General features: G+C 71.4%; 25 protein-coding genes. 12 read left to right on the top strand and 13 right to left on the bottom strand.

Features of this window, described 5'->3' with window-relative positions; translation table 11 throughout:
- Positions 1-548 (top strand): MBL fold metallo-hydrolase (locus DW299_RS03015; protein ID WP_136035594.1); only part of this gene is annotated, 548 nt, incomplete at its 5' end.
- On the opposite strand, the gene DW299_RS03010 is transcribed toward DW299_RS03015, so the two are convergent.
- The 5 genes from DW299_RS03010 to DW299_RS02990 all read right to left on the bottom strand — a co-directional run bounded on the left by DW299_RS03010 (position 535) and on the right by DW299_RS02990 (position 4,745).
- On the bottom strand, positions 535-969 hold the full coding sequence (locus DW299_RS03010) for a nuclear transport factor 2 family protein (RefSeq protein WP_136034047.1): 435 nt from the start codon (positions 967-969) through the stop codon (positions 535-537). The genes DW299_RS03015 and DW299_RS03010 overlap by 14 nt on opposite strands.
- On the bottom strand, positions 966-1,409 hold the full coding sequence (locus DW299_RS18845; protein ID WP_168387243.1) for an acyl-CoA thioesterase: 444 nt from the start codon (positions 1,407-1,409) through the stop codon (positions 966-968). The genes DW299_RS03010 and DW299_RS18845 overlap by 4 nt, the downstream gene beginning before the upstream one ends.
- Entirely contained in the window at positions 1,406-2,149 is a 744-nt protein-coding gene (locus DW299_RS03000) for an SDR family NAD(P)-dependent oxidoreductase (RefSeq protein WP_136035592.1), read from the bottom strand. The genes DW299_RS18845 and DW299_RS03000 overlap by 4 nt, the downstream gene beginning before the upstream one ends.
- Before the next feature lie 77 nt (positions 2,150-2,226).
- Complete coding sequence (locus tag DW299_RS02995) at positions 2,227-3,825, bottom strand: flavin-containing monooxygenase (protein WP_136035591.1); 1,599 nt, start codon at positions 3,823-3,825, stop codon at positions 2,227-2,229.
- Positions 3,822-4,745: an alpha/beta hydrolase gene (locus DW299_RS02990; RefSeq protein WP_136035590.1), complete on the bottom strand. Its 924-nt coding sequence runs from the start codon at positions 4,743-4,745 to the stop codon at positions 3,822-3,824. Before DW299_RS02990 ends, DW299_RS02995 begins: the two co-directional genes overlap by 4 nt.
- Before the next feature lie 81 nt (positions 4,746-4,826).
- On the opposite strand from DW299_RS02990, the gene DW299_RS02985 reads away from it, so the two are divergent.
- Positions 4,827-5,399, top strand: coding sequence for a PadR family transcriptional regulator (locus DW299_RS02985; protein WP_136035589.1), 573 nt, complete (start codon positions 4,827-4,829; stop codon positions 5,397-5,399).
- A 30-nt stretch (positions 5,400-5,429) separates the two neighbouring features.
- On the opposite strand, the gene DW299_RS02980 is transcribed toward DW299_RS02985, so the two are convergent.
- Positions 5,430-6,209 (bottom strand): SDR family NAD(P)-dependent oxidoreductase, encoded by a 780-nt coding sequence (locus tag DW299_RS02980; RefSeq protein WP_136035588.1) that lies wholly within the window; start codon positions 6,207-6,209, stop codon positions 5,430-5,432.
- A gap of 132 nt (positions 6,210-6,341) precedes the next feature.
- Between DW299_RS02980 and DW299_RS02975 the strand changes: the two genes are divergently transcribed.
- The 5 genes from DW299_RS02975 (at position 6,342) to DW299_RS02955 (ending at position 11,571) form a co-directional block, all read left to right on the top strand.
- A complete protein-coding gene (locus DW299_RS02975; RefSeq protein ID WP_136034060.1) occupies positions 6,342-7,568 on the top strand; it encodes an ABC transporter substrate-binding protein in 1,227 nt (408 codons plus the stop codon).
- Between the two features lie 110 nt (positions 7,569-7,678).
- Positions 7,679-8,536 (top strand): branched-chain amino acid ABC transporter permease, encoded by an 858-nt coding sequence (locus tag DW299_RS02970; RefSeq protein WP_136034062.1) that lies wholly within the window; start codon positions 7,679-7,681, stop codon positions 8,534-8,536.
- 2 nt (positions 8,537-8,538) lie between these two features.
- Positions 8,539-10,356 (top strand): branched-chain amino acid ABC transporter ATP-binding protein/permease, encoded by a 1,818-nt coding sequence (locus DW299_RS02965; protein ID WP_136035587.1) that lies wholly within the window; start codon positions 8,539-8,541, stop codon positions 10,354-10,356.
- Positions 10,349-11,068, top strand: a complete 720-nt coding sequence (locus DW299_RS02960; RefSeq protein ID WP_136034066.1) for an ABC transporter ATP-binding protein — start codon at positions 10,349-10,351, stop codon at positions 11,066-11,068. The genes DW299_RS02965 and DW299_RS02960 overlap by 8 nt, the downstream gene beginning before the upstream one ends.
- Before the next feature lie 41 nt (positions 11,069-11,109).
- A complete protein-coding gene (locus DW299_RS02955) occupies positions 11,110-11,571 on the top strand; it encodes an ASCH domain-containing protein (RefSeq protein WP_136035586.1) in 462 nt (153 codons plus the stop codon).
- Positions 11,572-11,615: 44 nt separating this feature from the next.
- Here DW299_RS02955 and DW299_RS02950 read toward each other — a convergent pair whose 3' ends face one another.
- The 3 genes from DW299_RS02950 to DW299_RS02940 are packed head-to-tail and all read right to left on the bottom strand — an operon-like array spanning position 11,616 to position 13,458.
- Positions 11,616-12,098 (bottom strand): nuclear transport factor 2 family protein, encoded by a 483-nt coding sequence (locus DW299_RS02950; protein WP_136035585.1) that lies wholly within the window; start codon positions 12,096-12,098, stop codon positions 11,616-11,618.
- Positions 12,095-12,628, bottom strand: coding sequence for a nuclear transport factor 2 family protein (locus DW299_RS02945; protein WP_136035584.1), 534 nt, complete (start codon positions 12,626-12,628; stop codon positions 12,095-12,097). The genes DW299_RS02950 and DW299_RS02945 overlap by 4 nt, the downstream gene beginning before the upstream one ends.
- Positions 12,625-13,458, bottom strand: coding sequence for an SDR family NAD(P)-dependent oxidoreductase (locus tag DW299_RS02940; protein WP_136034075.1), 834 nt, complete (start codon positions 13,456-13,458; stop codon positions 12,625-12,627). The genes DW299_RS02945 and DW299_RS02940 overlap by 4 nt, the downstream gene beginning before the upstream one ends.
- Before the next feature lie 72 nt (positions 13,459-13,530).
- On the opposite strand from DW299_RS02940, the gene DW299_RS02935 reads away from it, so the two are divergent.
- Positions 13,531-14,349: an SDR family oxidoreductase gene (locus DW299_RS02935; RefSeq protein ID WP_136034077.1), complete on the top strand. Its 819-nt coding sequence runs from the start codon at positions 13,531-13,533 to the stop codon at positions 14,347-14,349.
- Entirely contained in the window at positions 14,346-15,566 is a 1,221-nt protein-coding gene (locus DW299_RS02930; protein WP_136035583.1) for an acetyl-CoA C-acetyltransferase, read from the top strand. Before DW299_RS02935 ends, DW299_RS02930 begins: the two co-directional genes overlap by 4 nt.
- Positions 15,567-15,581: 15 nt before the next feature.
- Here DW299_RS02930 and DW299_RS02925 read toward each other — a convergent pair whose 3' ends face one another.
- Positions 15,582-16,013 carry a hypothetical protein gene (locus DW299_RS02925; RefSeq protein ID WP_136034081.1) on the bottom strand — a complete coding sequence of 144 codons (432 nt, stop codon included), beginning with the start codon at positions 16,011-16,013 and terminating at the stop codon, positions 15,582-15,584.
- A 72-nt stretch (positions 16,014-16,085) separates the two neighbouring features.
- On the bottom strand, positions 16,086-17,687 hold the full coding sequence (locus DW299_RS02920; protein ID WP_136035582.1) for an AMP-binding protein: 1,602 nt from the start codon (positions 17,685-17,687) through the stop codon (positions 16,086-16,088).
- 110 nt (positions 17,688-17,797) lie between these two features.
- Between DW299_RS02920 and DW299_RS02915 the strand changes: the two genes are divergently transcribed.
- Positions 17,798-18,409, top strand: a complete 612-nt coding sequence (locus DW299_RS02915; RefSeq protein ID WP_136034085.1) for a TetR/AcrR family transcriptional regulator — start codon at positions 17,798-17,800, stop codon at positions 18,407-18,409.
- Between the two features lie 12 nt (positions 18,410-18,421).
- Here DW299_RS02915 and DW299_RS02910 read toward each other — a convergent pair whose 3' ends face one another.
- Both DW299_RS02910 and DW299_RS02905 read right to left on the bottom strand, forming a co-directional pair.
- The gene (locus tag DW299_RS02910) at positions 18,422-19,195 is read right to left on the bottom strand and encodes a CoA-transferase subunit beta (protein WP_136034087.1); all 774 of its coding nucleotides are present in this window, start codon (positions 19,193-19,195) and stop codon (positions 18,422-18,424) included.
- Positions 19,192-20,058, bottom strand: a complete 867-nt coding sequence (locus DW299_RS02905) for a CoA transferase subunit A (RefSeq protein ID WP_136034088.1) — start codon at positions 20,056-20,058, stop codon at positions 19,192-19,194. The genes DW299_RS02910 and DW299_RS02905 overlap by 4 nt, the downstream gene beginning before the upstream one ends.
- A 90-nt stretch (positions 20,059-20,148) precedes the next feature.
- Between DW299_RS02905 and DW299_RS02900 the strand changes: the two genes are divergently transcribed.
- Together DW299_RS02900 and DW299_RS02895 are read left to right on the top strand one after the other, a co-directional pair.
- Positions 20,149-20,883 carry an SDR family NAD(P)-dependent oxidoreductase gene (locus DW299_RS02900; protein WP_205812726.1) on the top strand — a complete coding sequence of 245 codons (735 nt, stop codon included), beginning with the start codon at positions 20,149-20,151 and terminating at the stop codon, positions 20,881-20,883.
- Positions 20,880-21,146, top strand: a 267-nt coding sequence (locus tag DW299_RS02895; protein ID WP_136035581.1) for an aldo/keto reductase, incomplete at its 3' end; no start/stop codon positions are given. The genes DW299_RS02900 and DW299_RS02895, both read left to right, overlap by 4 nt.

Raw genomic sequence — 21,146 nt, 5'->3', positions numbered from 1 at the left:
CGCGTCCGTCCCTCACCGGCGAGGTGGAGCCCGACGTGCTGCTCGCCCACGGCGACGTGCTCGACCTCGGCGGGCGGCGCCTCGAGGTCGTCGCGACCCCGGGGCACACGGGCGGTCACGTCTGCCTCGCCGACCGAGACGCGCGACTGCTGTTCACGGGCGATCACGTGCTGCCGCGCATCTACTCCGGTGTCGGCATCGGCGTGCTGCCGGGCGATGAGCCCCTGGGCGACCTGCTCGACTCGCTCGACCGCCTGGCGCCGTTCGACGCCTTCACGGTGCTGCCCGGCCACGAGTTCCGGTTCACCGGTCTGAGGGAACGGCGGGCTCGGATCGCGGCCCACCATCTGCGTCGCACGGCCGAGGTAGCAGCGCTGGTCGACGAGCTCGGCGACAGACCGGTGTGGGAGTACGCGCAGCGCCTCACGTGGACCGCGGGATGGCAGGGTCTCGACGGATTCTGGCTGCACTCCGCGCTGCGGCAGACCGAGATGCACCGCGAGCTCGTACGCAGCGGCCGGGCCCGCGCGTGGCTCAGCCCCGGCTGATCACGCGTCGCCGCAGCAGCCAGCGGTCGCCGTCGCGCACGAACTCGTCGGCGTACACCCCCATCGCCGCGAGCACGGGCGCCCCGTCGGTGCCGCGGTAGTAGCGGAAGTAGGCGCGCGACCGCGCCCGATCGCCGTCCACCTCGACCGCGATGCTCGACACGTCGTGCCGCGTGTGGGTGCCCGGGCCCTGGATGCCGGCCGCACGGCGCTCGTGCACGCCCGCGAGCAGCGCCGCCCTCCCGGAGATCGTCTGCACGTCCATCGGCAGGTCGGTCGCGTCGGTGAGGTCCCAGACCGCGTCCGGGGTGAAGCACCGCACGTACTCCGCGGGGTCTCCCGCGTCGGCCAGGTGGGCGATGCGGGCGAGCAGCATCGCGATCTCCTGACGGTCGCCGATCGTGCGCAGGTCGACGCTCATGCGGCACCCCCTCCCGCCCAGCGCTCCAGGTGCGCGCGCAGGTCGGCGGGGATGCGCACGGGCTCCTGCGCGGGGGAGACCGTCACGACCGTGTTCTCGGCGCGCGCGACCGGCACGTCGTCGTCGAGTCGGGTCATGCGGAACGCGAAGCGGAACGACGAGGCGCCGATGCGTCCCAGACGCAGGTCGATGCGCACCTCGTCGAACAGGCGGGCTGCGGCCAGGTACTCGCACGTCGTGGCGCGTGACACCGTCCACCACCCGAAGCGCTCGACCAGCGTGTCCTGCCGTAGCCCCTGCAGATAGAGGAACTCCGACTGCAGCGCCTCCATCTTCGGGAACCAGGCGGCGTAGTAGAGGATCCCCGCGGGGTCGGTGTCCGCGTAGCTGAGGCGGGTCGTGTGGGAGTGCAGCACCGGGCGCTCGGGCTCCGCGCTCACTGGGTGACCGTCCAGCCCCCGTCGACCGGGAGGAAGACGCCGTTGACGTAGCCCGCGAGCGGCGAGAGCAGGAACAGTGTGGCCCAGGCGATGTCGTCGGGCGTGGCCATGCGCTTCAGCGGAATGCGCGTGAGGACACGCTGTCCGGTCTCGCTGCTCGCGAACCCGGCGAGCCGCGGGGTGTCGGTCATCCCGGGCGCCACGCCGTTGGAGCGGAACTCGTGGGCGCGGTGGGCGGCGAGGTGGCGGACGTAGCCCATGATGGCGGCCTTCGCGGCGGAGTACCACGCGCTGTCGGTGCCCACGAGGTTGCCGGCGACCGAGGTGGTGGCGACCATCGCGGCGCCGGTGCCGGGACCGGCCGCCGCCCAGGCGTCGGTCACACGGCGCACGCTGCCCACGCAGATCTCCAGGGCAGGGTCGAAGGGGAGTGTGGAAGCAGACGCGGGGCCGGCGTTGTTGTGCAGGTAGCGCACCGGGCCGAGGGTGGCGGCGGCGTCGGCGAAACCCGCGGACACGGCGGCATCGTCCGACACGTCGGCCACCCAGGTGTGCACCGCGGGGGCGACCGCGCGCACCTGCGTCGCGGTCTCCTCGAGTCCCTCGGGGTTCAGATCCCACAGGCTCAGGGCCAGCCCGAGCTCGGCCGCGCGCACGGCGGTCGCCCGGCCGATGCCGCTGCCCGCGCCGGTGATGAGCACCGCGTCTCCCGTGGTGAATCCGAGGTCGATGGCACTCATCCCGCGCTCCTTTGCCCAAGCATTTGCTTGTTTGACTCTAGCGGCGAGGTCGTCCGAAGGCCAGCCCGACTCCGCGATCAGCGCGACGACAGCACGAAACCGCGGAACCCGGCGGCGGCGACCTCCTCGCACCGGTCGATGTAGGCCTTGAAGCCGCCGATGTACGGCAGGAAGCCGCGAGCCTTCCCCGCGATGTTGGCGCCGGTGTACCACGAGGGTGCGGAGCCGAACAGCGTGCGGTCGGCGAGCTCGAGGGAGTGCGCCGTCCACGCCTCCGCCGCATCCGCGCGCGCCTCGATCGACGTGAACCCGCGGTCACGGCAGTGCGCGATCATCCGCAGCGCCAGGTCGCCCTGCTGCTCCGACGTGAGCGCCATGTTCGACAGCACGCTGGGGCTGCCCGGGCCGTTCAGCACCAGCAGGTTCGGGTACCCGGGCAGTCCGATGCCGAGGTAGGTGGAGGGGAAGCCGCTCCAGTCCTCGCGCAGCGAGCGGCCCTCGCGCCCGCGGATGTCGATCGCGGTCAGGGCCCCGGTCATGGCGTCGAAGCCCGTGGCGTACACGATCACGTCGTGCTCGCGGTGCCGGGCGGCCGTGCGGATGCCGGTGGGGGTGACCTCGGCGAGAGGCTCCGTGCGCAGATCCACGAGCGTCACGTGCGGGGCGTTGAACGTCTCGTAGTAGCCCGAGTCCGTGCAGATGCGCTTGGTGCCCACGGGGTGATCGCGCGGGGTCAGGGTCGCGCGCACCTCGGGATCATGCACGCGCTCGGCGAGCTTCTCCTCGAAGAACAGCCGCGCGGCGTCGTTGATCACCGGGTCGACCGTGAGGCCCTGAAACGCCTTCGCGAACAGCACGCCGCCGCGGGTCCAGCTCTCCTCGAACACCGCCCGCCGCTCCTCCTCGCCGGTCTCCGCGAAGGGCACGGGATGACTCGTCCACGGCGAGCCCGCGGCACCGTTCCACGACAGCTCGCGCCGTCGCGGTAGGGCCCGCTGCTGCTGTGCCCACTCCTCGTCGTCGATCGGACGGTTGAACGCGGGCACGCTGTAGTTGGCGCTGCGCTGATACACCGTGAGCTCGGACGCCTGCTCCGCGAGCAGCGGGATGGCCTGCACACCGGACGACCCCGTGCCGATCACGGCCACGCGCCGCCCCCGTAGGTCGACCGGGCCCTCGGGCCAGGCGGAGGTCTGCAGCACGGTGCCGGCGAAGGTGTCGCGCCCGGGGAGATCGGGCAGCTGCGGCTTCGAGAGCCCGCCCGTCGCCATCACCAGCCACCGCGCGGTCGCCGTCAGCCCGGTCTCCGTGCGCACCTCCCAGTGCTGCCGCCCCTCGTCCCAGCTCGCGGCGGACAGGCGCTGCCCGAACCGGTAGTGGCGGCGCACGTCGAAGCGGTCGGCCACGTGGTTTAGGTAGCGCAGGATCTCGGGCTGTGTCGCATAGCGCTCGGTCCATCGCCATTCGCGCTGCAGCTCGTCGTCGAACGAGAACGAGTAGTCGATGCTCTCCACGTCGCACCGCGCACCGGGGTAGCGGTTCCAGTACCAGGTGCCTCCCACGTCGTCGCCGGCCTCCAGCCCGAGCACGTCGAGCCCGGCCCGTTCGGCGTGGATCGTGGTGTACAGCCCGGCGAGGCCGGCGCCGACGACGAGGAGGTCGTGCTGGGTGGTCATGTCTGCTCCTTCGCAGGGGTGGGGGTGAGCGCGCGCACGTCGCTCCAGAGGAGGGCCGCGGCGGACGCGGCCGGGCCGTAGCCGGGGATCGTGAGGAATCCGTGGAACTGGTCGGGATGGTGTCGCTCGACCACGGGCACCCCGGCGGCGCGGAGACGCCGGGCGTACAGCGCCCCCTCGTCGCACAGCGGGTCGAGCCCGGCGGTCACGACGACGGCGGGCGGCAGATCGCCCAGGTCGTCGACCGCGAGCGGCGTGACGTCGGGGTGGACCCGGTCGGCGGCGTCACCGAGGAAGGTGCGCCAGTAGTGGGCGAGCAGCTCGGCGGTCACGAAGTACCCCGCGGCTCGCGTGCGATGGCTCTCCGTGGCCATGGCCGGGTCCAGGAACGGGTACAGCAGCACCTGGCCGACGACGGGGCTGTGGCCGCAGTCGCGGAGGGCGATCGCGGCGCCGGCGGCGATGTTGCCCCCCGAGCTGTCCCCTGCGAGGAGCAGCCCGTGCGGCGCGAGGCCCGCCGCGATCGCCCAGTCCGCGGCGGCCACGAGGTCGTCCCGGGCAGCGCCGGGTCCCGCCTCCGGCGCGAGCCGGTAGTCGACCGACACGACGATCGACTCCGTCTCCCGCGCCCAGCGTCGGCAGAAGCCGTCGTGTCCGGCGATCGAGCCGTGCAGAAAGCCGCCGCCGTGCGCGTACACGGTGGCGGGCGCGCCATCGCGGATCGTCGCGGGGCGGTACACGCGGATCGGGATCGGGTGCGTGCCGCGCGCGACCACCGCGTCCTCCGCGTCGGCGTCGTCGAGGTTCGCGGCGGGGCGGATGCGCGCATCCACGGCGGCGCGTCCCGCCAGCGGGTCCATCGTCCAGATCGGCGGGAACGTCGCGTTGAGCAGGTCCAGCATCCGGGTCGTCTCGTCCACCTGATCTCCTTCGATCGGCGTCGGTATGACTGTTAGTCATAGTACGATCAGGAATATCTCACTCAACGACGAGGAGGTCAAGTGACCGATCACGAGAACACCCCGCAGCTGCCGGAGCTGCCCGCCACGAGCTGGGCCGTCCTGGGCATCCTGTCGTTCGACACCGAGCTGTCGGGCTACGACGTCAAGCAGTGGGCCGACCAGAGCCTCGCGTTCTTCTACTGGGCTCCGTCGCAGAGCCAGATCTACACCGAGCTGCGCCGGCTGGAGGACCTCGGCCTCGCGGTCTCCCGGGTGGAGCAGACGCACGCCGCGAAGAGCCGGCGCCTGTACGCGATCACCCCGCTCGGACGCGACCACATGCGGCGCTGGACCGACAACGTGCCGCCCGAGCCGGTGGTGCTCAAGCACCCGCAGATCCTGCGCCTGTGGGCCGCGCACAACGGCGATCTCGACCGCCTGCGCGCCGCGCTCACCGCCTACCGCGACGAGGCACTGCGGACCGCTGAGGACGCGGGGGCGCACGCCAGGGGAGCCGAGCGCGAAGAGGCGTGGCGGTTCTCCGGGGTCGCCCTGGAGTGGGCGGAGCGGTTCAACCGCGACGAGGCCGCCCGCATCGACTGGCTGCTCGAGCGCCTGCAGGGCATGCGATGACGCCGGGCCGCGCGTGACCGTCCCCGGGGCTCAGAGCCCGAAGCCCCCGTCGACGTCGAGCTTCTGCCCCGTGATGAACCCGGCCGCGGGCGACGCGAGGAAAGAGACCGCCGCGGCGATGTCGTCCGCGGTGCCGAAGCGGCGCATCGGGATGTTGGCCATGGCCACGTCGAGCGCCCGCTGGTCGAGGTCGCCCGAGGCCATGAGGCGGGCCGACATGCCGTCCCACAGCATCCCGGGGCCCACGGCGTTCACGCGCACGCCGAAGCGGCCCTCCTCCGCGGCGAGCCCGCGCGCCAGTGCTTCCACCCCGCCCTTCGGGGCCACCGAGAGCCCGTCGCGGACGGGGTATCGGCGGGTGCCGGCGCTAGTCACGACCGTGAGCGAGCCGGACGCCTGGCGCAGGGCGGGCAGGAATGCCGAAGCGATCGTGAAGAAGCCCACGAGGTCGTCGTCCACCTGGCGGGCGAACTGCGCCACGGGGACCTTCGACAGGTGCACCATCGGCACGTGGGGACCGGCGGCGTGCACCACCGTGTGGATCGCACCGTGCTGTGTCACGAGGTCGTCCGCGAGGGCGCGCGCTGCCTCCTCGTCGCGCACGTCCAGGCGGTGCAGCTCGATGTCGGCACCCAGGGCCGTGCGCACCTCGGGGGCGGGCTCGGAGCGGTGGGTGACGACCACGCGCATGCCCGCCGCGACCAGGCCGCGCGCGATCGCCGAGCCGATCCCTCCGGTGCCTCCCGTCACCACGGCGACGCCGTCGAGGGGGGAGGGCTGGCGGGCGTCGATGCTCTGCGGAGTGTCCATGAGCGGCGAATCTAACAGCAGTTCCGTCATCAACCAAGCAATTGACCGGTTGGGCATTGTCCGGGTGATCCGAGTGTGATTTACTAAGCAAGCGTTTGGTCGCTCTAACTCAACGATGAGAGAGGTTCGGAAATGCGATTCAAGAGGCTCGCGGCAGTCGCCGCAGGGATCGTGGTGTCGTCCATGGCGCTCGCCGGCTGCTCCGGCGGCGATGCGGACGCCGACAACAGCGGCGGCGGGGACGCCGGGGGCGATCCGATCAAGATCGTGGTGCTGGGCGGCATGGGCGCGGAGGGCATCCTGGCGGACAACGCCACCACCGCCGTCACGGCAGCCCTCGCCTCCGTCGACGCCGTCAACGACATGGGCGGCATCCTCGACCGCGAGGTCGAGATCACGCATCTGGAGGACAACGCCGACCCGACCGTCGCCGTCACCAAGCTGCGCGAGTACATCGCCACCGAGGGCAAGCCCGCCCTCGTGATGAACTCCGGCCCTTCCACCATCACCGAGGCGATGCTGCCGATCCTCACGCAGAACCAGATCGTGTCGTTCAACATCGGCCCGACCACCGGCTCCGGCGACCCCTCGGTCAACCCCTACAGCTTCGACCTGAGCGCGTCCGTGCCCGACTACCTCGGCTCGTTCGTCGCCGAGATGGAGGATCGCGGCTACGAGGACGTGGCCATCCTGCACGGCTCCAGCGCCTACGGCGAGCTGTTCGGACAGCTCGGTGAGACCACCTTCGCCGACGCGGGCTTCACCGTCACCGGCAACGAGGGCTTCGACAACGCCGCGCTCGACATGACCCCGCAGCTGTCGGCGCTCCAGCAGGGCGACCCCGACGTGCTCGTTCTCGACGCCTACGGCGCCCCGCTCGGCTACGTGCTGCAGAGCCTCGAGAAGCTCGGCTGGGACGTGCCGGTGATGGGCAACTCCTCCGTCGCCGCGACCGGTCTGATCGCCACGCCCGCCCCCGACGGCGTGCTCGGCACCGATCAGGTGAAGAACCTCACCATGCAGGTGTACTCCAGCACCCAGTACAACCCCGACGACACCAAGGTCAACGACGCCGTGGAGCGTATGCTCGCTGCGGGCGACATCAAGTCGTCGCTGATCCTCGCGTACAACTACGACTCGGCGCTGCTGTTCAAGGCCGCCGCGGAGAAGGCCGGTGGCATCGACGACCCCGACGCCCTGGTCGAGGCGCTCATCGACCCCGAGGTGCAGAAGGCGGCCGAGACGGCGATCCTCGCCAACTACGCGTTCGAGAAGGACGCGCACAGCCCGCACGTGAGCCCGGACCAGTTCGCGTTCATCCCCCCGGGCGAGCTCGTCAACGGTCAGTTCCAGCCCTGACCCGGCCGGCGAGCGACCACGGCCGGCGGCTCGGATCCCCCGCGGATCCGAGCCGTCGGCACACGGAGCCCGCCGCCTCGAAGCCACAATGATGGAAGGACCCGACCGCAATGACCATCATCTGGTCCGGCCTCGCGCTCGGTGCGATCTACGCACTGGTGGCGATCGGCTACAACATCGTCTTCCTCTCCCAGAAGACCTTCAACTTCGCCCAGGCGGCGCTCATGATGCTCGGTGCGTTCCTCGCGTACGTCGGCATCGTCGTCTGGGGTCTGCCCTGGTGGCTCGTCGCGATCGGCGCGGCCGTGATCGTCGGCGGGATCGCCGCGCTGGAGGAGCGCGTCGCCATCCGACCGGTGAAAGACCCGCACAACCTGCTCGTCACCACGCTCGGCGCGTCGATCATCATGGAAGGCGTCGCACAGGTGATCTGGGGCGGTGAGCCCAAGCGTGTCCCCTTCTTCATGGGCGACCAGGTGCTCGAGTTCCTCGGCGGCCGCGTGTACCCCGTCGAGATCGCCCTGATCGTGCTCGTGATCGTGCTCGTGGTGGTGCTCACCCAGTTCGCGAAGCGGAGCATGACCGGCATCGCCCTGCTCGGCATGAGCGAGAACCGGGAGGCGGCCCAGCTGCGCGGCGTGAACGTGCGGCGCTTCGCCCTGCTGGCCTTCATCTTCACGGGGGTGCTCGCCGGGTTCCTCGGCGTCTTCGTCGGGCCCAAGACCTACGCGGTCGCGACCCTCGGCGCCTCGCTCGCGCTCAAGGGCTTCGTGGTGCTCGCCATCGGCGGCTTCGGGTCGCTGGGCGGCGTGCTGGTCGGGGGGCTGATCGTCGGACTCGCCGAGGCCCTCGCCACGCGCTACATCGGCGCGGACTACGCGGGGCTGACGGTGTTCTTCATCCTGATCGTGATCCTGATGGTCAAACCGACGGGGCTCTTCACCCGTCGCGTGGAACGGACGGTGTGACCATGGCCGCTCTCTGGCTGAAACTGCGTGCCGTCCCCGGGTGGCTCTGGCCGCTCGCCATCGGCGCGGTGCTGCTCGTGCTGCCCTTCCTGGGGCTCAACTACGGCGCGACCCGGCAGATCGAGCTCACGCTCATCCTCGCCCTCATCGTGCTCGGCCTGAACCTCTCGCTCGGCTACGCGGGCGAGCTCGCGATGGGTCAGGTCGCCATGTACGCCGCCGGTGCCTACGCGGCGGGTCTCGCCAACAAGGCCGGCGTGACCGACATCTGGCTGCAACTGCTGATCGGCGGAGGGGCCGCCCTGATCGTCGGCCTGATCTCCGGCATCCCCGGGCTCCGGCTCGGCAGCTGGTCGCTCGCGATGACCTCGTTCTTCCTGATCCTGATCGTCCCCGACGTGCTGTCGATCTTCAAGGAGGAGACCGGCGGTCGCAACGGCCTGGCCGGCATCATGCCCGCGACCTCCTTCGGGCAGATGATCGACGGGCGGACGTACTACGTGCTGATCGTCGCGATCGCGATCGTCGTGTTCGCCCTCATCCGCAACCTCGTCGTGTCCGACCACGGCACCGCCCTGCGCGTGCTCAAGCAGAGCCCCGTGCTGGCGTCGTCCATGGGCATCTCGGTCTTCCGCGCCAAGCTCACCGCGTACGCGATCGGCGCGGTGCCGGCCGGCATCGCGGGCGTGCTGTTCGCCAACCTCGACCTGTTCATCTCGCCGGAGGCGTTCGCGTTCTCCTTCGCGATGACGGTGCTCGCGGCGTCGATCTTCGGCGGATCCGCAAGCATCTACGGGGCGCTCATCGGCGCGGCCGTGCTGCAGTTCGGCATGAACCAGTCGACGAACTTCAGCAAGTTCGGCCTCATCATCTCCGGTGCGTTCCTGCTCATCGGAGGGGTCGCATTCACCGGCGGTCTCTCCGGGCTCGTGCGCAGCCTCGTGCGCAAGGCCGACATCGCTGCGAAGCGCAGGGTCGGCATCGAGCCCGTGCCCGCAGCCCCGGCCGAGGTCGAGAGGCTCGACGGCGCCCTGCTGCGCACCGACGGTGTCTCGAAGGCGTTCGGTGGCAACCAGGCACTCTCGAAGGTCTCGATCGAGGCGGCGCCGGGCGCGGTCACCGCGATCATCGGGCCCAACGGCTCGGGCAAGACCACGCTGCTGAACATGATCTCGGGGTTCTACCGCACCGACGCCGGCACGATCGAGCTCGACGGGCGGCCCATCCAGGGGCTCTCGTCGTATCGGGTCGCGCGGGCCGGAGTGTCGCGCACGTTCCAGACCCCCAACATCCCCGAGAAGCTCACCGTGTTCGAAGCCGTGCAGGCCGGGTGCTACGCGACCGAGCGCGCCAGCGTGTTCGCGTCGGTGCTGCGCCTGCCGTCGTTCTGGCGGGCGCGTCGGGAGAACCGCGCGGCGGCCGAACGTGCCCTGGCACTGGTCGGGCTGAGCGCGCAGCGCGACGAGCCGGCCGACTCCCTCCCGCTCGGCAACCGCCGCCTGCTGGAGGTCGCGCGCAGCCTCGCGGCCTCGCCCCAGGTCGTGCTGCTCGACGAGGTCGCCTCCGGCCTCGACGAGGACGAGCTGGAGGTGCTGGAGAGCCTGGTGCGCCGGCTGCGCGACGCCGGGATGACCGTGATCCTCGTGGAGCACAACTTCCAGCTGGTGCTCCGTCTCGCCGACGACATCTACGTGCTCGCCCAGGGCGCGGTCATGGCGCACGGCACCCCGGAGCAGATCGAGAGCAACCCGCGCGTGATGGAGGAGTACCTCGGCGTCACGGCGGAGACCAACGCGGCGGGAGGCGGCGACCATGAGTGACGTGCTGCTGGAGGTGTCGGCGTTGCAGACCGGCTACGGCGACCTGACCGTGGTGCGCGACGTGTCGCTCACGGTGCGGTCGGGAGAGATCACGGTGCTGCTCGGTCGCAACGGCGCCGGCAAGACCACCACGCTGCGAGCCATCACGGGACTGAACCGAGTCACGGGCGGCTCCGTCTCCTACCTCGGGGCGCCTCTCGCCGACGCGCCGCACAAGCGGGTCGCGCGCGGCATCTCCTACGTGCAGGAGGGCAAGAAGGTCTTCCGTGAGCTGACGATCGAGCAGAACCTGATCCTCGGCGGCTTCTCGCGACGCCTCGGCAAGCGCGGCCTCGCCTCCTCGGTCGACGAGATCTACCAGCTGTTCCCGATCCTCGGCAGCAAGCGGGCCCTCCCGGCCGCGAGCATGTCGGGCGGACAGCAGCAGATGCTCGCGATCGGGCAGGCGCTCATGGCGAAGCCGAAACTGCTGATCCTCGATGAGCCGAGCCAGGGCCTGGCCCCCGTGATCGTGAAGGAGGTCATGGAGCGGGTGCACGAGCTGAAGGCGACCGGCATCGGCATCCTCCTCGTCGAACAGGCGGTGCAGGAGTCCGTCGCGATCGCCGACGAGGTGGCCGTGATCGAGATGGGCCGCACGACGCTCGCGGGCGCCGCGGCCGACGTGTCCCTGGAGGATCTGCAGCGGGCGTACTTCGGCGCGGTCGCGTGACGGCAGGCGGTCGCGGGGGTGTCCGCCGCTAGTCTGGGCGGGTGGATGACGGTGCGGGGATCGAGCAGTACTGGCGCGACGCGAGGGGGGCGCTGCCGCACCTCCCGGAGGCCGTGCCGGAGGCGTGGGCGTTCGGTGCCACCCCGGCGCACGCCGACGAGCTGCTCGCGCTGGTGCTCGCCGGTGTGAAGGTCGGCACCGCGTCGTCGCTGTGGGACTACGAGGCGACCGGCGACCCGCTGCCCGAGGTGGGCGAGCTCAGCATCATCCTCGACGGACGCGGGGAGCCGCGCGCCGTGATCGAGACGACCGCGCTCGAGGTCGTGCCGTTCGACCGGGTCGATGCCGCGCACGCCTTCGCCGAGGGGGAGGGCGACCGCACGCTGGAGCACTGGCGCGAGGTGCACGAGCGCTACTGGCGCACCCACTCCGAGAACCCGCGTGGCTACGCCCCGGACATGCCCGTGCTCTGCGAGCGGTTCCGGCTCGTCCTCCCCGTCTGACCGGGGCCACGCCTGACCGTGATCTCGCCCGACCTCCGCTCGGATCAGTCCGGCAGCACGGCCGCGGGCGGATAGCCGAGCACCGTTGTCTGTTCGCGTCCGAACGCCGTGGTGACGCGGTGGGCGATGCGCCAGCGACCGTCCACCCGGCGGTACGCCACGTCGTAGTACCCGCGCATCGCCACGCGGGGTGCGCCCGGGTCTGCCGGGTGGTCGCCGTGGAACTCGAGGTGCACGCGGGCGGTCGCCCGGTCGCCGTCGAACCGCAGCTGCGGCAGGTGCAGGAAGTGGATGCCGGAGAACGGGGCGTCGCGGCAGAACGCCTCCAACGCGGCACGACCCTGCACGAACGTGACGGGCGGCGCGTCGCCCACGGGCCGGGACTGGTACACCCCGTCGTCCGTGAAGAGCGCGCTCCACGCGGCGCCGTCGCGTTCGTCGAACGAGCGTGCGTACGTCGCCTCCAGGTCGATGAGCTCCAGGCGGTCCTCCAGCAGCCGCAGCCGCCGTTCGATGTCCGCGGTCATGTCATCCTCCTCGCGCTCTCGGCTGTCGTCCGCACCCGCTCCCGGAACGCGTTGGTGGGGTCGTCCGGGCCTCGCCGTCCGCGTGGGCCGTCGCCCTCGGGGTCGCGTAGGCGCCCGGCGTCGGACCGGGTCCAGTCGCGCACCGCGAGGCGCTCGACGATCCGCCAGCCGTCCGGGTCGCGGCGCAGGTGGTCGAGGTAGCGGAAGCCGCTCGTGAAGTTGCGGGTCTCGTCGTCGGCCGGGGATCCCCAGTGCACAGCGGTGCCGGAGGTCTCCGCGTACGCGTGGTCGCCGAGCAGCTCGACCGTGTGGTTGGCGGTGAGGTGCGCAGTGCCGTCGAAGACCGCGGTCCGTTCGCGCAACCAGGCCACGTAGGCGTCGGCGTCACCGGAGAAACCGGTGTGGTGGTCGACGCCGTCCGTGGCATACACCGCACGCACCGCGCCCCAATCCGCCCGGTCGACCGCAGCACAGTAGCGGAGCACGAGGGCGTGGATCTCCTGACGATCGACCAGCTCCGCGAGGTTCATGCTCGATCCGGCAGGTTGGTCCAGCCGCGGCCCTCCGCGCGGCCGTACCAGCCGGAGGCGGCGAGCGTGCCGCCGTCGACCGGAATGGTGTGTCCGGTCACGAAGGCGGCGTCGTCGGAGGCGAGGAACGCCACCACGCCCGCGAAGTCCTCCGGTCGACCGAAGCGCCCGGCAGGGAGCCAGGAGCGCAGCAGAGCGGGGTCGCGTCCGGCGAGCATCAGCTCGGCCGGTGTCTGAGGGGTGTCGGCGAGGTCGGGGGCGATCGCGTTGACGCGGATGCCGGAGGGGCCGAGCTCGACCGCCAGGCTCTTGGTGAAGGCGGACACGCCGGCGTTGTAGGCGGAGTACACCGCGTTGCCGGGGATGCCGCGGAAGGCCTCCACGGTGGACACGTTCACGATGCTGCCGCGGCCGGCCGCGATCATTCCGGGCAGCAGGGCGTGCGTCACCGCGAACACGTGCCAGAGGTTCAGCTCGTGCAACCGCTGCCACTGCTCCGGTGGGCTCTTGGCGAAGAACGACTTCGCGGGGCGGAAGTCGCCGACGTTGTTGACGAGCACCTCCGCATGACCGTGCTGCTCCTGAACGTGGGCCGCCAGGCGGGCGACCGTGTCGTCCCGGGTGATGTCGCCGACGAGCGCGGTGCAGCTCCCGCCGTCTTCCTCGATCTCCGACGCTGTCGCCTCAGCGGCGTCGGCGTCGATGTCGACCAGCACCACGTGGTCGCCCTCAGCGGCGAAGCGGCGGCTGATGCCGCCACCGATGCCGAGCGCACCGCCGGTGACGACGATCGTGCGCGGAGAGCGGGGAGGTACGTCTTCGTGACCCATGCAACAAACCTAGCATTTGGTTGGTAGCATGGACAGGCCGTCGCACCGGAGCGCGGTACGGAGGAGTGCGCAGTGAGTCTGGTCATCGATTTCGCGGGGAAGGTCGTCGCGGTCACCGGCGGCGGTCGTGGTGTCGGCCGGGGCGTGGTCGACGCGTTCCTGGACGCCGGGGCCGAGGTCGAGTTCTGCGGGCGCTCCGAGCCCGACGGGGTTCCCGAGCGCGACGGGCGCCGCGCTTCCTTCCGCCCCGTCGACGTGCGCGACGCGGCGCAGAACGAGGCGTGGATCCGCGACGTGGCCGAGCGCCACGGACGGCTCGACGTACTCGTCAACAACGTCGGCGGCTCCCCCTTCGGCCGGTTCGAGGCGGGCTCGCCCCGCTACTTCCAGGCGATCACCGAGATCAACTTCCTCTCGGCCGCCGTCGCCACGCGCGCCGCGTTCGAGCCTCTGCGCGCAGCGAAGGGCAGTGTCGTCAACATCACCTCGATCAGTGCGCGCCGTCCGAGTCCGGGCACCGCCGTCTACGGGGCGGCCAAGGCGGCACTGGAGAGCCTGACCCGCAGCCTCGCCGTCGAGTGGGCCCCCGAGATCCGCGTCAACGCGGTCAGCAGCGGGCTCGTGCACACCGAGAGCGCCGCAGATCACTACGGCACGCCCGAGCAATACGCCGAGATCGCGCGCACCATCCCGCGCGGACGTCTCGCCGACCCCGCCGAACTCGGGGCCGTGTGCGTCGTGCTCGCCTCCCCCCTCTCCGCGCACCTCACCGGTGCCGTGATCCCGGTCGACGGCGGCGGCGAATGGCCGGCCTTCCTCGCCCACACCCCGAACGCCGACATCGTGCGGCAGGCCGACCGCCTGCCCGACTCTGGAGGAACCCCCTCATGACCGAAGCCGTCATCGTCTCCGCCGTGCGCTCGCCCATCGGCCGCGCGTTCAAGGGCAGCCTGAAGGACATGCGCGGCGACGACCTCGCGACGCAGATGGTGCGCGCCGCCGTGGAAGCCGTGCCGGGACTCGACCCCGCCGGGATCGACGACCTGATGATGGGGTGTGCGCAGCCGGCCGGTCAGCAGGGGTACAACATCGGCCGCATGGTCGCGCTGCAGCTCGGGTGGGACGGCGTGCCCGGCACCACCGTCAACCGCTACTGCGCGTCCTCGCTGCAGACCACTCGCATGGCCTTCCACGCGATCAAGGCAGGCGAGGGCGACGTGTTCGTGTCGGCCGGGGTCGAGGCGGTGTCGCAGTTCGGGTCCGGCAAGGCCGACGGCATGCCCGACACCAAGAACCCGCGGTGGGCCGACGCCGCTGCCCGCACCGCCCGGGACGCGCAGGACCCGGAGTTCGTGTGGTCCGACCCGCGCGCGCGCGGCGAGCTCGCCGACATCTACATCGCGATGGGCGAGACCGCCGAGAACGTGGCCTCGTTCCGCGGCGTCTCCCGGCGCGAGCAGGACGAGTGGGCCGTGCTCAGCCAGAACCGTGCCGAGGCCGCGGCCGCCCGCGGCTTCTGGCAGAAGGACATCACTCCCGTGCGTCTGACCGACGGCACGCTGGTCTCGGCCGACGACGGCCCCCGCGCGGGGGTGACCCTGGACGGCATCAGCGGGATGCAGCCCGTGTTCCGCCCGCACGGCACCGTGACGGCCGCGAACTGCTGCGCGCTGAACGATGGGGCGGCGGCGCTCGTGGTCATGAGCGACACCCGAGCCGCCGAGCTGGGGCTGACCCCGCTCGCTCGCATCGTGTCGACCGGGGTGTCGGCGCTGTCGGCCGAGATCATGGGGCTGGGTCCCGTGCAGGCCGTCGAGCGGGCGCTCGCCCACGCCCGCATGAGCATCGGCGACATCGACCTCCTGGAGATCAACGAGGCGTTCGCGGCCCAGGTCGTGCCGTCCATCGCGGACATCGGCATCGATCCGGAGCGCGTGAACGTCAACGGCGGCGCGATCGCCCTCGGCCACCCCTACGGCATGACGGGTGCGCGCATCACGACCACGGCGATCAACGCGCTGCGGGAGCGAGACGAGCAGTTCGCGGTCGAGACCATGTGCACCGCGGGTGGCCAGGGCATGGCGATGGTGCTCGAGCGCCTGAGCTGAAGCCCCGGATCCCGGTCAGGCCTCTTCGGCCTGGAACACGAGGCTGTGATCCTCGCTGCCGCCGTCGCGCAGCAGCGTGAGGGTGAGCGTGGTGGGCCACGCCGCGGCGACCGGGAATCCCTGCACCCCCGCCGCGATGGTGGCGGACGAGCCGGGCGGGACCGTCGTCGAGCCCGTGGTGGGCCCGGTCATCCAGTCCAGCTCGGGTGACACCGCGACCGACCACGTCACGGTGATCGGCGTCGTCCCAGGGTTGCCGACCACCGCTCCCGGCCAGGTGAAGGTCGCGCGGTCGATGGTGACGGGCAGCATCTGCACCGCCGGGCGCGCGGTGGACGCCGCCGCCAGTGGCGCCGCGCAGGTCACCGCCACCACCGGTACCGTCCACACCGCCGCCCGCATCGCCGTGCGTCGCGTGATCCCCGCCGATCGGTCGTGTCCCCGCATCCCCGTCCTTCCCCGTGGCCGACCTCGAAGGCTACCGGCCGGGGGTCGCGCGGGCCAATCGACCGCGGCGGGTCAGGCGCGGTCGCGGAGCTCGGACTTGAGGATCTTGCCGGTGGCGTTGCGGGGGAAGTCCTCCACGAGCACGAACTCGCGCGGCACTTTGAAGTTCGCCAGGTGCCGGCGGCAGAAGGTCTCGAGTTCGGCGGCGTCGGGGCGCGGTTCCGCGTTGTGCAGCAGCAGCACGTAGGCGCGGCCGACGGTGCCGAGCCGGTCGTCGTCCACACCGATCACGGCCGACTCGTTCACCGCCGGGTGCTTGCGCAGCGCGTTCTCGACCTCGGCGGGGTACACGTTGAAGCCGCCGACGATGAACATGTCCTTCAGGCGGTCGGTGATCTTGAGGCAGCCGTGCTCGTCGAGACGGCCGACGTCGCCGGTGTGGAACCAGCCGTCCGCGTCGAGCACGGCGTCGGTCGCGGCCGGGTCCTCGAAGTAGCCGAGCATCACATTGGGGCCGCGCAGCAGGATCTCGCCGTCCACGTCGACCCCCGCGTCGTTCCCCTCCTCGTCCACGACCCGGATCTCCACGCCCTCGACCGCGGGTCCGGTGGTCTGGGCCGTGTGCTCCAGCGACTCGCCGGGGCGGGAGAGGGTGGCGACGACGCACTCGGTGAGGCCGTACGCCTGGGCCACGGTCTCGAAGCCGAGCACGTTCACCATGTCGTGGAAGAGCGTCGCGGGGGCGGCCGTGGCCCCGGCGATCGCGAACCGCAGCGACGACAGGTCGTACTCGCTGAGGCGGGGGTGGTCGAGCAGCGATGTGAAGATGGTGGGCACGCCGGGCAGCACGCTGATGCGGGCGGACTGCACGAGGTCGAGCAGGCGGTCGGCGTCGAACACGGCCAGGGGGTAGATCGTGGTGCCGGCCATGAGCGACGTGATCATGCCCGCCTTGTAGCCGAAGCCGTGGAAGAAGGGGTTCACGACGGCGTAGCGGTCCTCCGGCGTGAGGCGGGCTCCGAGGCCCCAGGCGCGCGCGACCGACAGGGTCTGCCGGTGCGCGCTGAGCACGCCCTTGGGCACGCCCGTGGTGCCCGAGGTGAACAGCACGTCCATGATGTCGTCCGGACCGACCGCCGCGGCAGCCTCGGCCACCCGTGACGGTGCCACGGCTCCACCGCCGGCGAGGAAGGCGTCCCACGACAGCAGCCCGCCGGCACCGTCGCCGTCCAGGCAGACCACGGTGCGGAGGTGCGGGAGCCCGGGGAACACCGGGCCGTCCCCGCCGCGCTCGGCCGCTGCATCGCGCAGCATCTCGCTGTAGGACTTGCCGAGGAAGCCGTCCGCCAGCACGAGCGCGGTGGCGCGGGAGCGGGCGAGGATCTCGGCGGCTTCGTGACCCGTGAAGCGGGTGTTCAACGGCACGACCGCGATCCCGACCAGCTGGGCGCCGAGCATCGCGAGGATGAACTCGTACCGGTTGGGCGCCCAGAGACCGATGCGGTCGCCGGGCGCCACGCCCTGCGCCAGGTAGGCGCGGGCGACGTCCTCCACGCGGTCCCGCAGCTCGGCGTAGCCGATCGTCACGTCGCCGTCGACGATGGCGGGGTGATCGCCGAGCGCCGCCATCTCCGTGAGGAGGGCGGGGACCGTGGTGGCTTCCGAGACTGTCATGGACGTCCTTTCCCAGATCATGCGTACACTCCGAAGGGATGTTTCGGGAAACCGCTCGCATGCGGCACACTTGAGCAAGCGCTTGTGAGATTTTCTGTGAAGGAGCAGCAATGGCAACGACCAAAAGCGGAGGCCGCCAGGAGCAGAGCTCCGAGCGACGCGATCAGATCCTCTCGATCGCCGCGCGCCTGATCGCCAAGCGCGGGTACTCCGCGACCACGGTCCGCGACATCGCCGACGAGGCTGGCATCCTCTCCGGAAGCCTCTACCATCACTTCTCCTCCAAGGAGGCGATCCTCCAGGAGATCCTGGGCAGCTTCATGACCGGGCTGCTCGATCGGTTCGAGGAGATCGTGGCCGAGGGCGGCAGCCCCCGCGACATCCTCGACAAGCTCATCGCGCACGCCTTCACGACGATCGAGAGCCAGCCCGACGCGGTCGGCCTCTACCAGAACGAGCTGTCGTTCCTCGGCCGCCAGCCCGGCTTCGAGTTCCTGCGCGAGAACAGCGAGCGCATCGAGGAGCTGTGGCTGTCGCAGATCCGTGAAGGGCAGAAGGTCGGCGTGTTCCGCGACTCCATCGACGCGCCCATCGCCTACCGCTTCATCCGCGACGCCGTGTGGTCCACGGTCGCGTGGTACCGGCCCGGCCGCGGGCACACTGCCGCCAGCCTGACCGACAACTTCCTCGACCTGCTGCACAAGGGCCTCCTCTCCGACTGAGCGGAGCCCGCGTCAGTCTGCGACCTCGCGGCTGCGGGTGCCGCGCGGGTCGAGCACGTCGCGGATCAGCCGCAGCTCCTCCGCGTCGGGCGTGCGCGTGAGGGGTGCGGCGCTCGCATCCAGCGCGAAGCCGGTGCTGTCCGCCACGAGCTGCGGGTCGACGCCGGGGTGCACCGAGAGCACCGTCACGATGCCGTCCGCGTCGAAGCCGAGCACGGCGAGGTTGGTGACGATCACGCCGAGGCGGTGGTGCTCCAGCCCGGCTTCGGCCGCACGGTCGGTGCCGACACCCGACACCATGTCCACCGACTCCACGAACACGCGGGGGCTGTGCCGGGCCACCCAGTAGTCCACACGGTGGTTGGCCGTGTTGCCCGGAGCCCCGCGCACGCCGATCAGCTGCTTGGTGGGGCGGTCCCAGTCGCCGATGAGCGAGATGTTCTGGTTGCCGTGCCGGTCGATCTGGCTGGCGCCCATCATGCTCTGGCGTCGGCCGGTCGCGAGGATGTCGAAGATGCGGCGGAACGGCGCCCACCCCTCGATCGTCGGTGCGGGGGCTGCGGTGTCGCCGGGCATCGGCGGACCGCTGAGGAAGAAGGCCTCGCCGTCGCTGAGCACCAGGTCGGGCGCCGTGGTGAGCTTGGCCAGACGGGCGCCGAGGGACGGGATGATCCCGACGGCGTGGGCGAGCACCTCGCCGGAGTCGCGGTAGGTGTCGGCGCAGGCCGCGACGCAGACCTCGGCGGTGGTGGCGACGGTCGCGGGCGTGGGGGCGACGGTGGTCATGACTCTCCTCGGTCGGCGTGGAAGCGGGCGACGGCGGCGTGGTACCCCGCCTCGTCGGTGTGCAGGTACGTGCGCGCGAACTCCGCCCACGCGTCGGGGTCCTTGGCGGATGCGGCGTAGTGCTTCTGGAACGCCTCGTCGCGGTCGTAGTCGGGCGCGCACGTGGTGAAGTGCGCCCCGCGTGGTGCCTCGACCACGGCGGAGGCGTAGAGGCGGCTGAACAGCAGCGTGTGGAACGAGCCCTCGTCGAGCAGTGCGGCGGTCGGCACGACCTTCTCGGCCGAGACGATCGTGCGCTGCGCGGCCATCGCGAACAGGTCGTCGAAGTACGGGTCGGGGCCGAGGTACTGCGCGTTGCCCTGCGGGTCGGCGCGGTTCACGTGCACGAGGGCGACATCGAGGGGGAGCGCCGGCATCGCGACGTACTCGGCGTCGGAGTAGGGGGAGCGGACGGTGCGCAGCCGAGGGTTCGCCGGGAGCACGTCGGAGCCGAGGCCCGCGCGGATCGGGAGGAAGTCGAGGCGGGCGTTCGCGGCACGCAGCCCCGCGACGAACATCCCCTCGTCGTACTCCTCGACCTCGATCGCCCCGCGCTCGCGCGCCCGCGTGAACAGCGGATCGAGCGGGATGCTGTCGAGCGACACGAAGCCGTAGACGAGGCGACGGATGCGCCCGGCCTCGGCAAGCAACCCCACGTCGGGGCCGCCGAAGGCCACCACGGTGAGGTCGGTGATGTCGCGGCGCAGGATCTCGCGCACCAGGGCCATGGGCTTGCGCCGCGACCCCCACCCGCCGATGCCGACCGTCATCCCGCTCTCGAGGGTGCCGATCGCCTCCTCGATGCTGACCTGCTTGTCCGCCATTCCCGCTCCTTCGCGCGACCGACACTAAACCTAGCGCTTGTTTGGGAATCACAGTAGCATGCCCGGGAGGGCGAGCAGCGAGGGAGCTGGATGATGCCGGAGCAGGCGCAGGATCGACCCGCCGACCACGTCGTGGTCACCGGGGGAGCGAGCGGGATCGGCGACGCGGTGGTGCGGCTGCTCCGCGAGCGCGGACTCACCGTGACGGTGTTCGACCTGAGCCCGAGCGCCCACGACGACGTGAGCTCCGAGGCGGTCGACCTGCGTGACGAGGCGGCGGTCGAGGCCGCGATGGAACGCGCCTGGCAACGCGCGCCCGTGGGCGGCGTGGTCGTGTGCCACGGAATCCGCGGGGCGTACATGCCCGCGCTGGAGATCGGCCTCGACCGGCTGCGGCTGCTGTACGACGTGCACGTCGTCGGGGCGCTCGCCGTGTCGCGGGCCCTCGTGCGGCGTCTCGATGGAGAACCAGGGTCGATCGTGATGGTGTCGTCGACCACGGCCTATCGCGGCTGGGCGAACCAGGCCGACTACGGTCCGGCGAAGGCGGCGGAGCGGCAGCTGATGGAGAACCTCGCGGTCGAGTGGGCGCCGCTCGGCGTGCGCGTGAACGCGGTCGCCCCCGGCCACACGCTCACCCCGATGGTGCAGGAGCTGGTGGCCGGCGGCTACGACCTCGCCGCGGTCGAGCGCCGCACGCCGCGCGGCCGTCTCGCCGATCCCGAGGAGATCGCCGCCGCGATCATCTGGCTGCTGCGCGATGCCACGCACGTGATCGGCCAGTGCCTGCCGGTGGATGGTGGCTGGACGGTCGTGGGCCGATGATGCCGCAGCGCGCGCTCGGCGACCTGCGGGTCTCGGCGCTCGGGATGGGCGCGATGACGCTCACGCAGACCCCGGAGTCGGATGTCGAGCGGGGCGTCCGCGCCGTGCACGCCGCGGTCGATGCCGGCATCACGCTGTTCGACACCGCCGACTCGTACGGACCGTCGAGCGAGATGGGCGTGAACGAGCGCGCCCTCGCCGCGGCCCTGCGCCGGCACCCCGACGCGAGGGACCGCGTGGTCGTCGCCACGAAGGGCGGCCAC

The organism is Microbacterium sp. K35, assembly GCF_004794375.1.
In the GTDB taxonomy this organism is placed as follows: Bacteria; Actinomycetota; Actinomycetes; order Actinomycetales; family Microbacteriaceae; genus Microbacterium; species Microbacterium sufflavum.
This window is presented reverse-complemented; position numbering and strand designations above follow the sequence as displayed.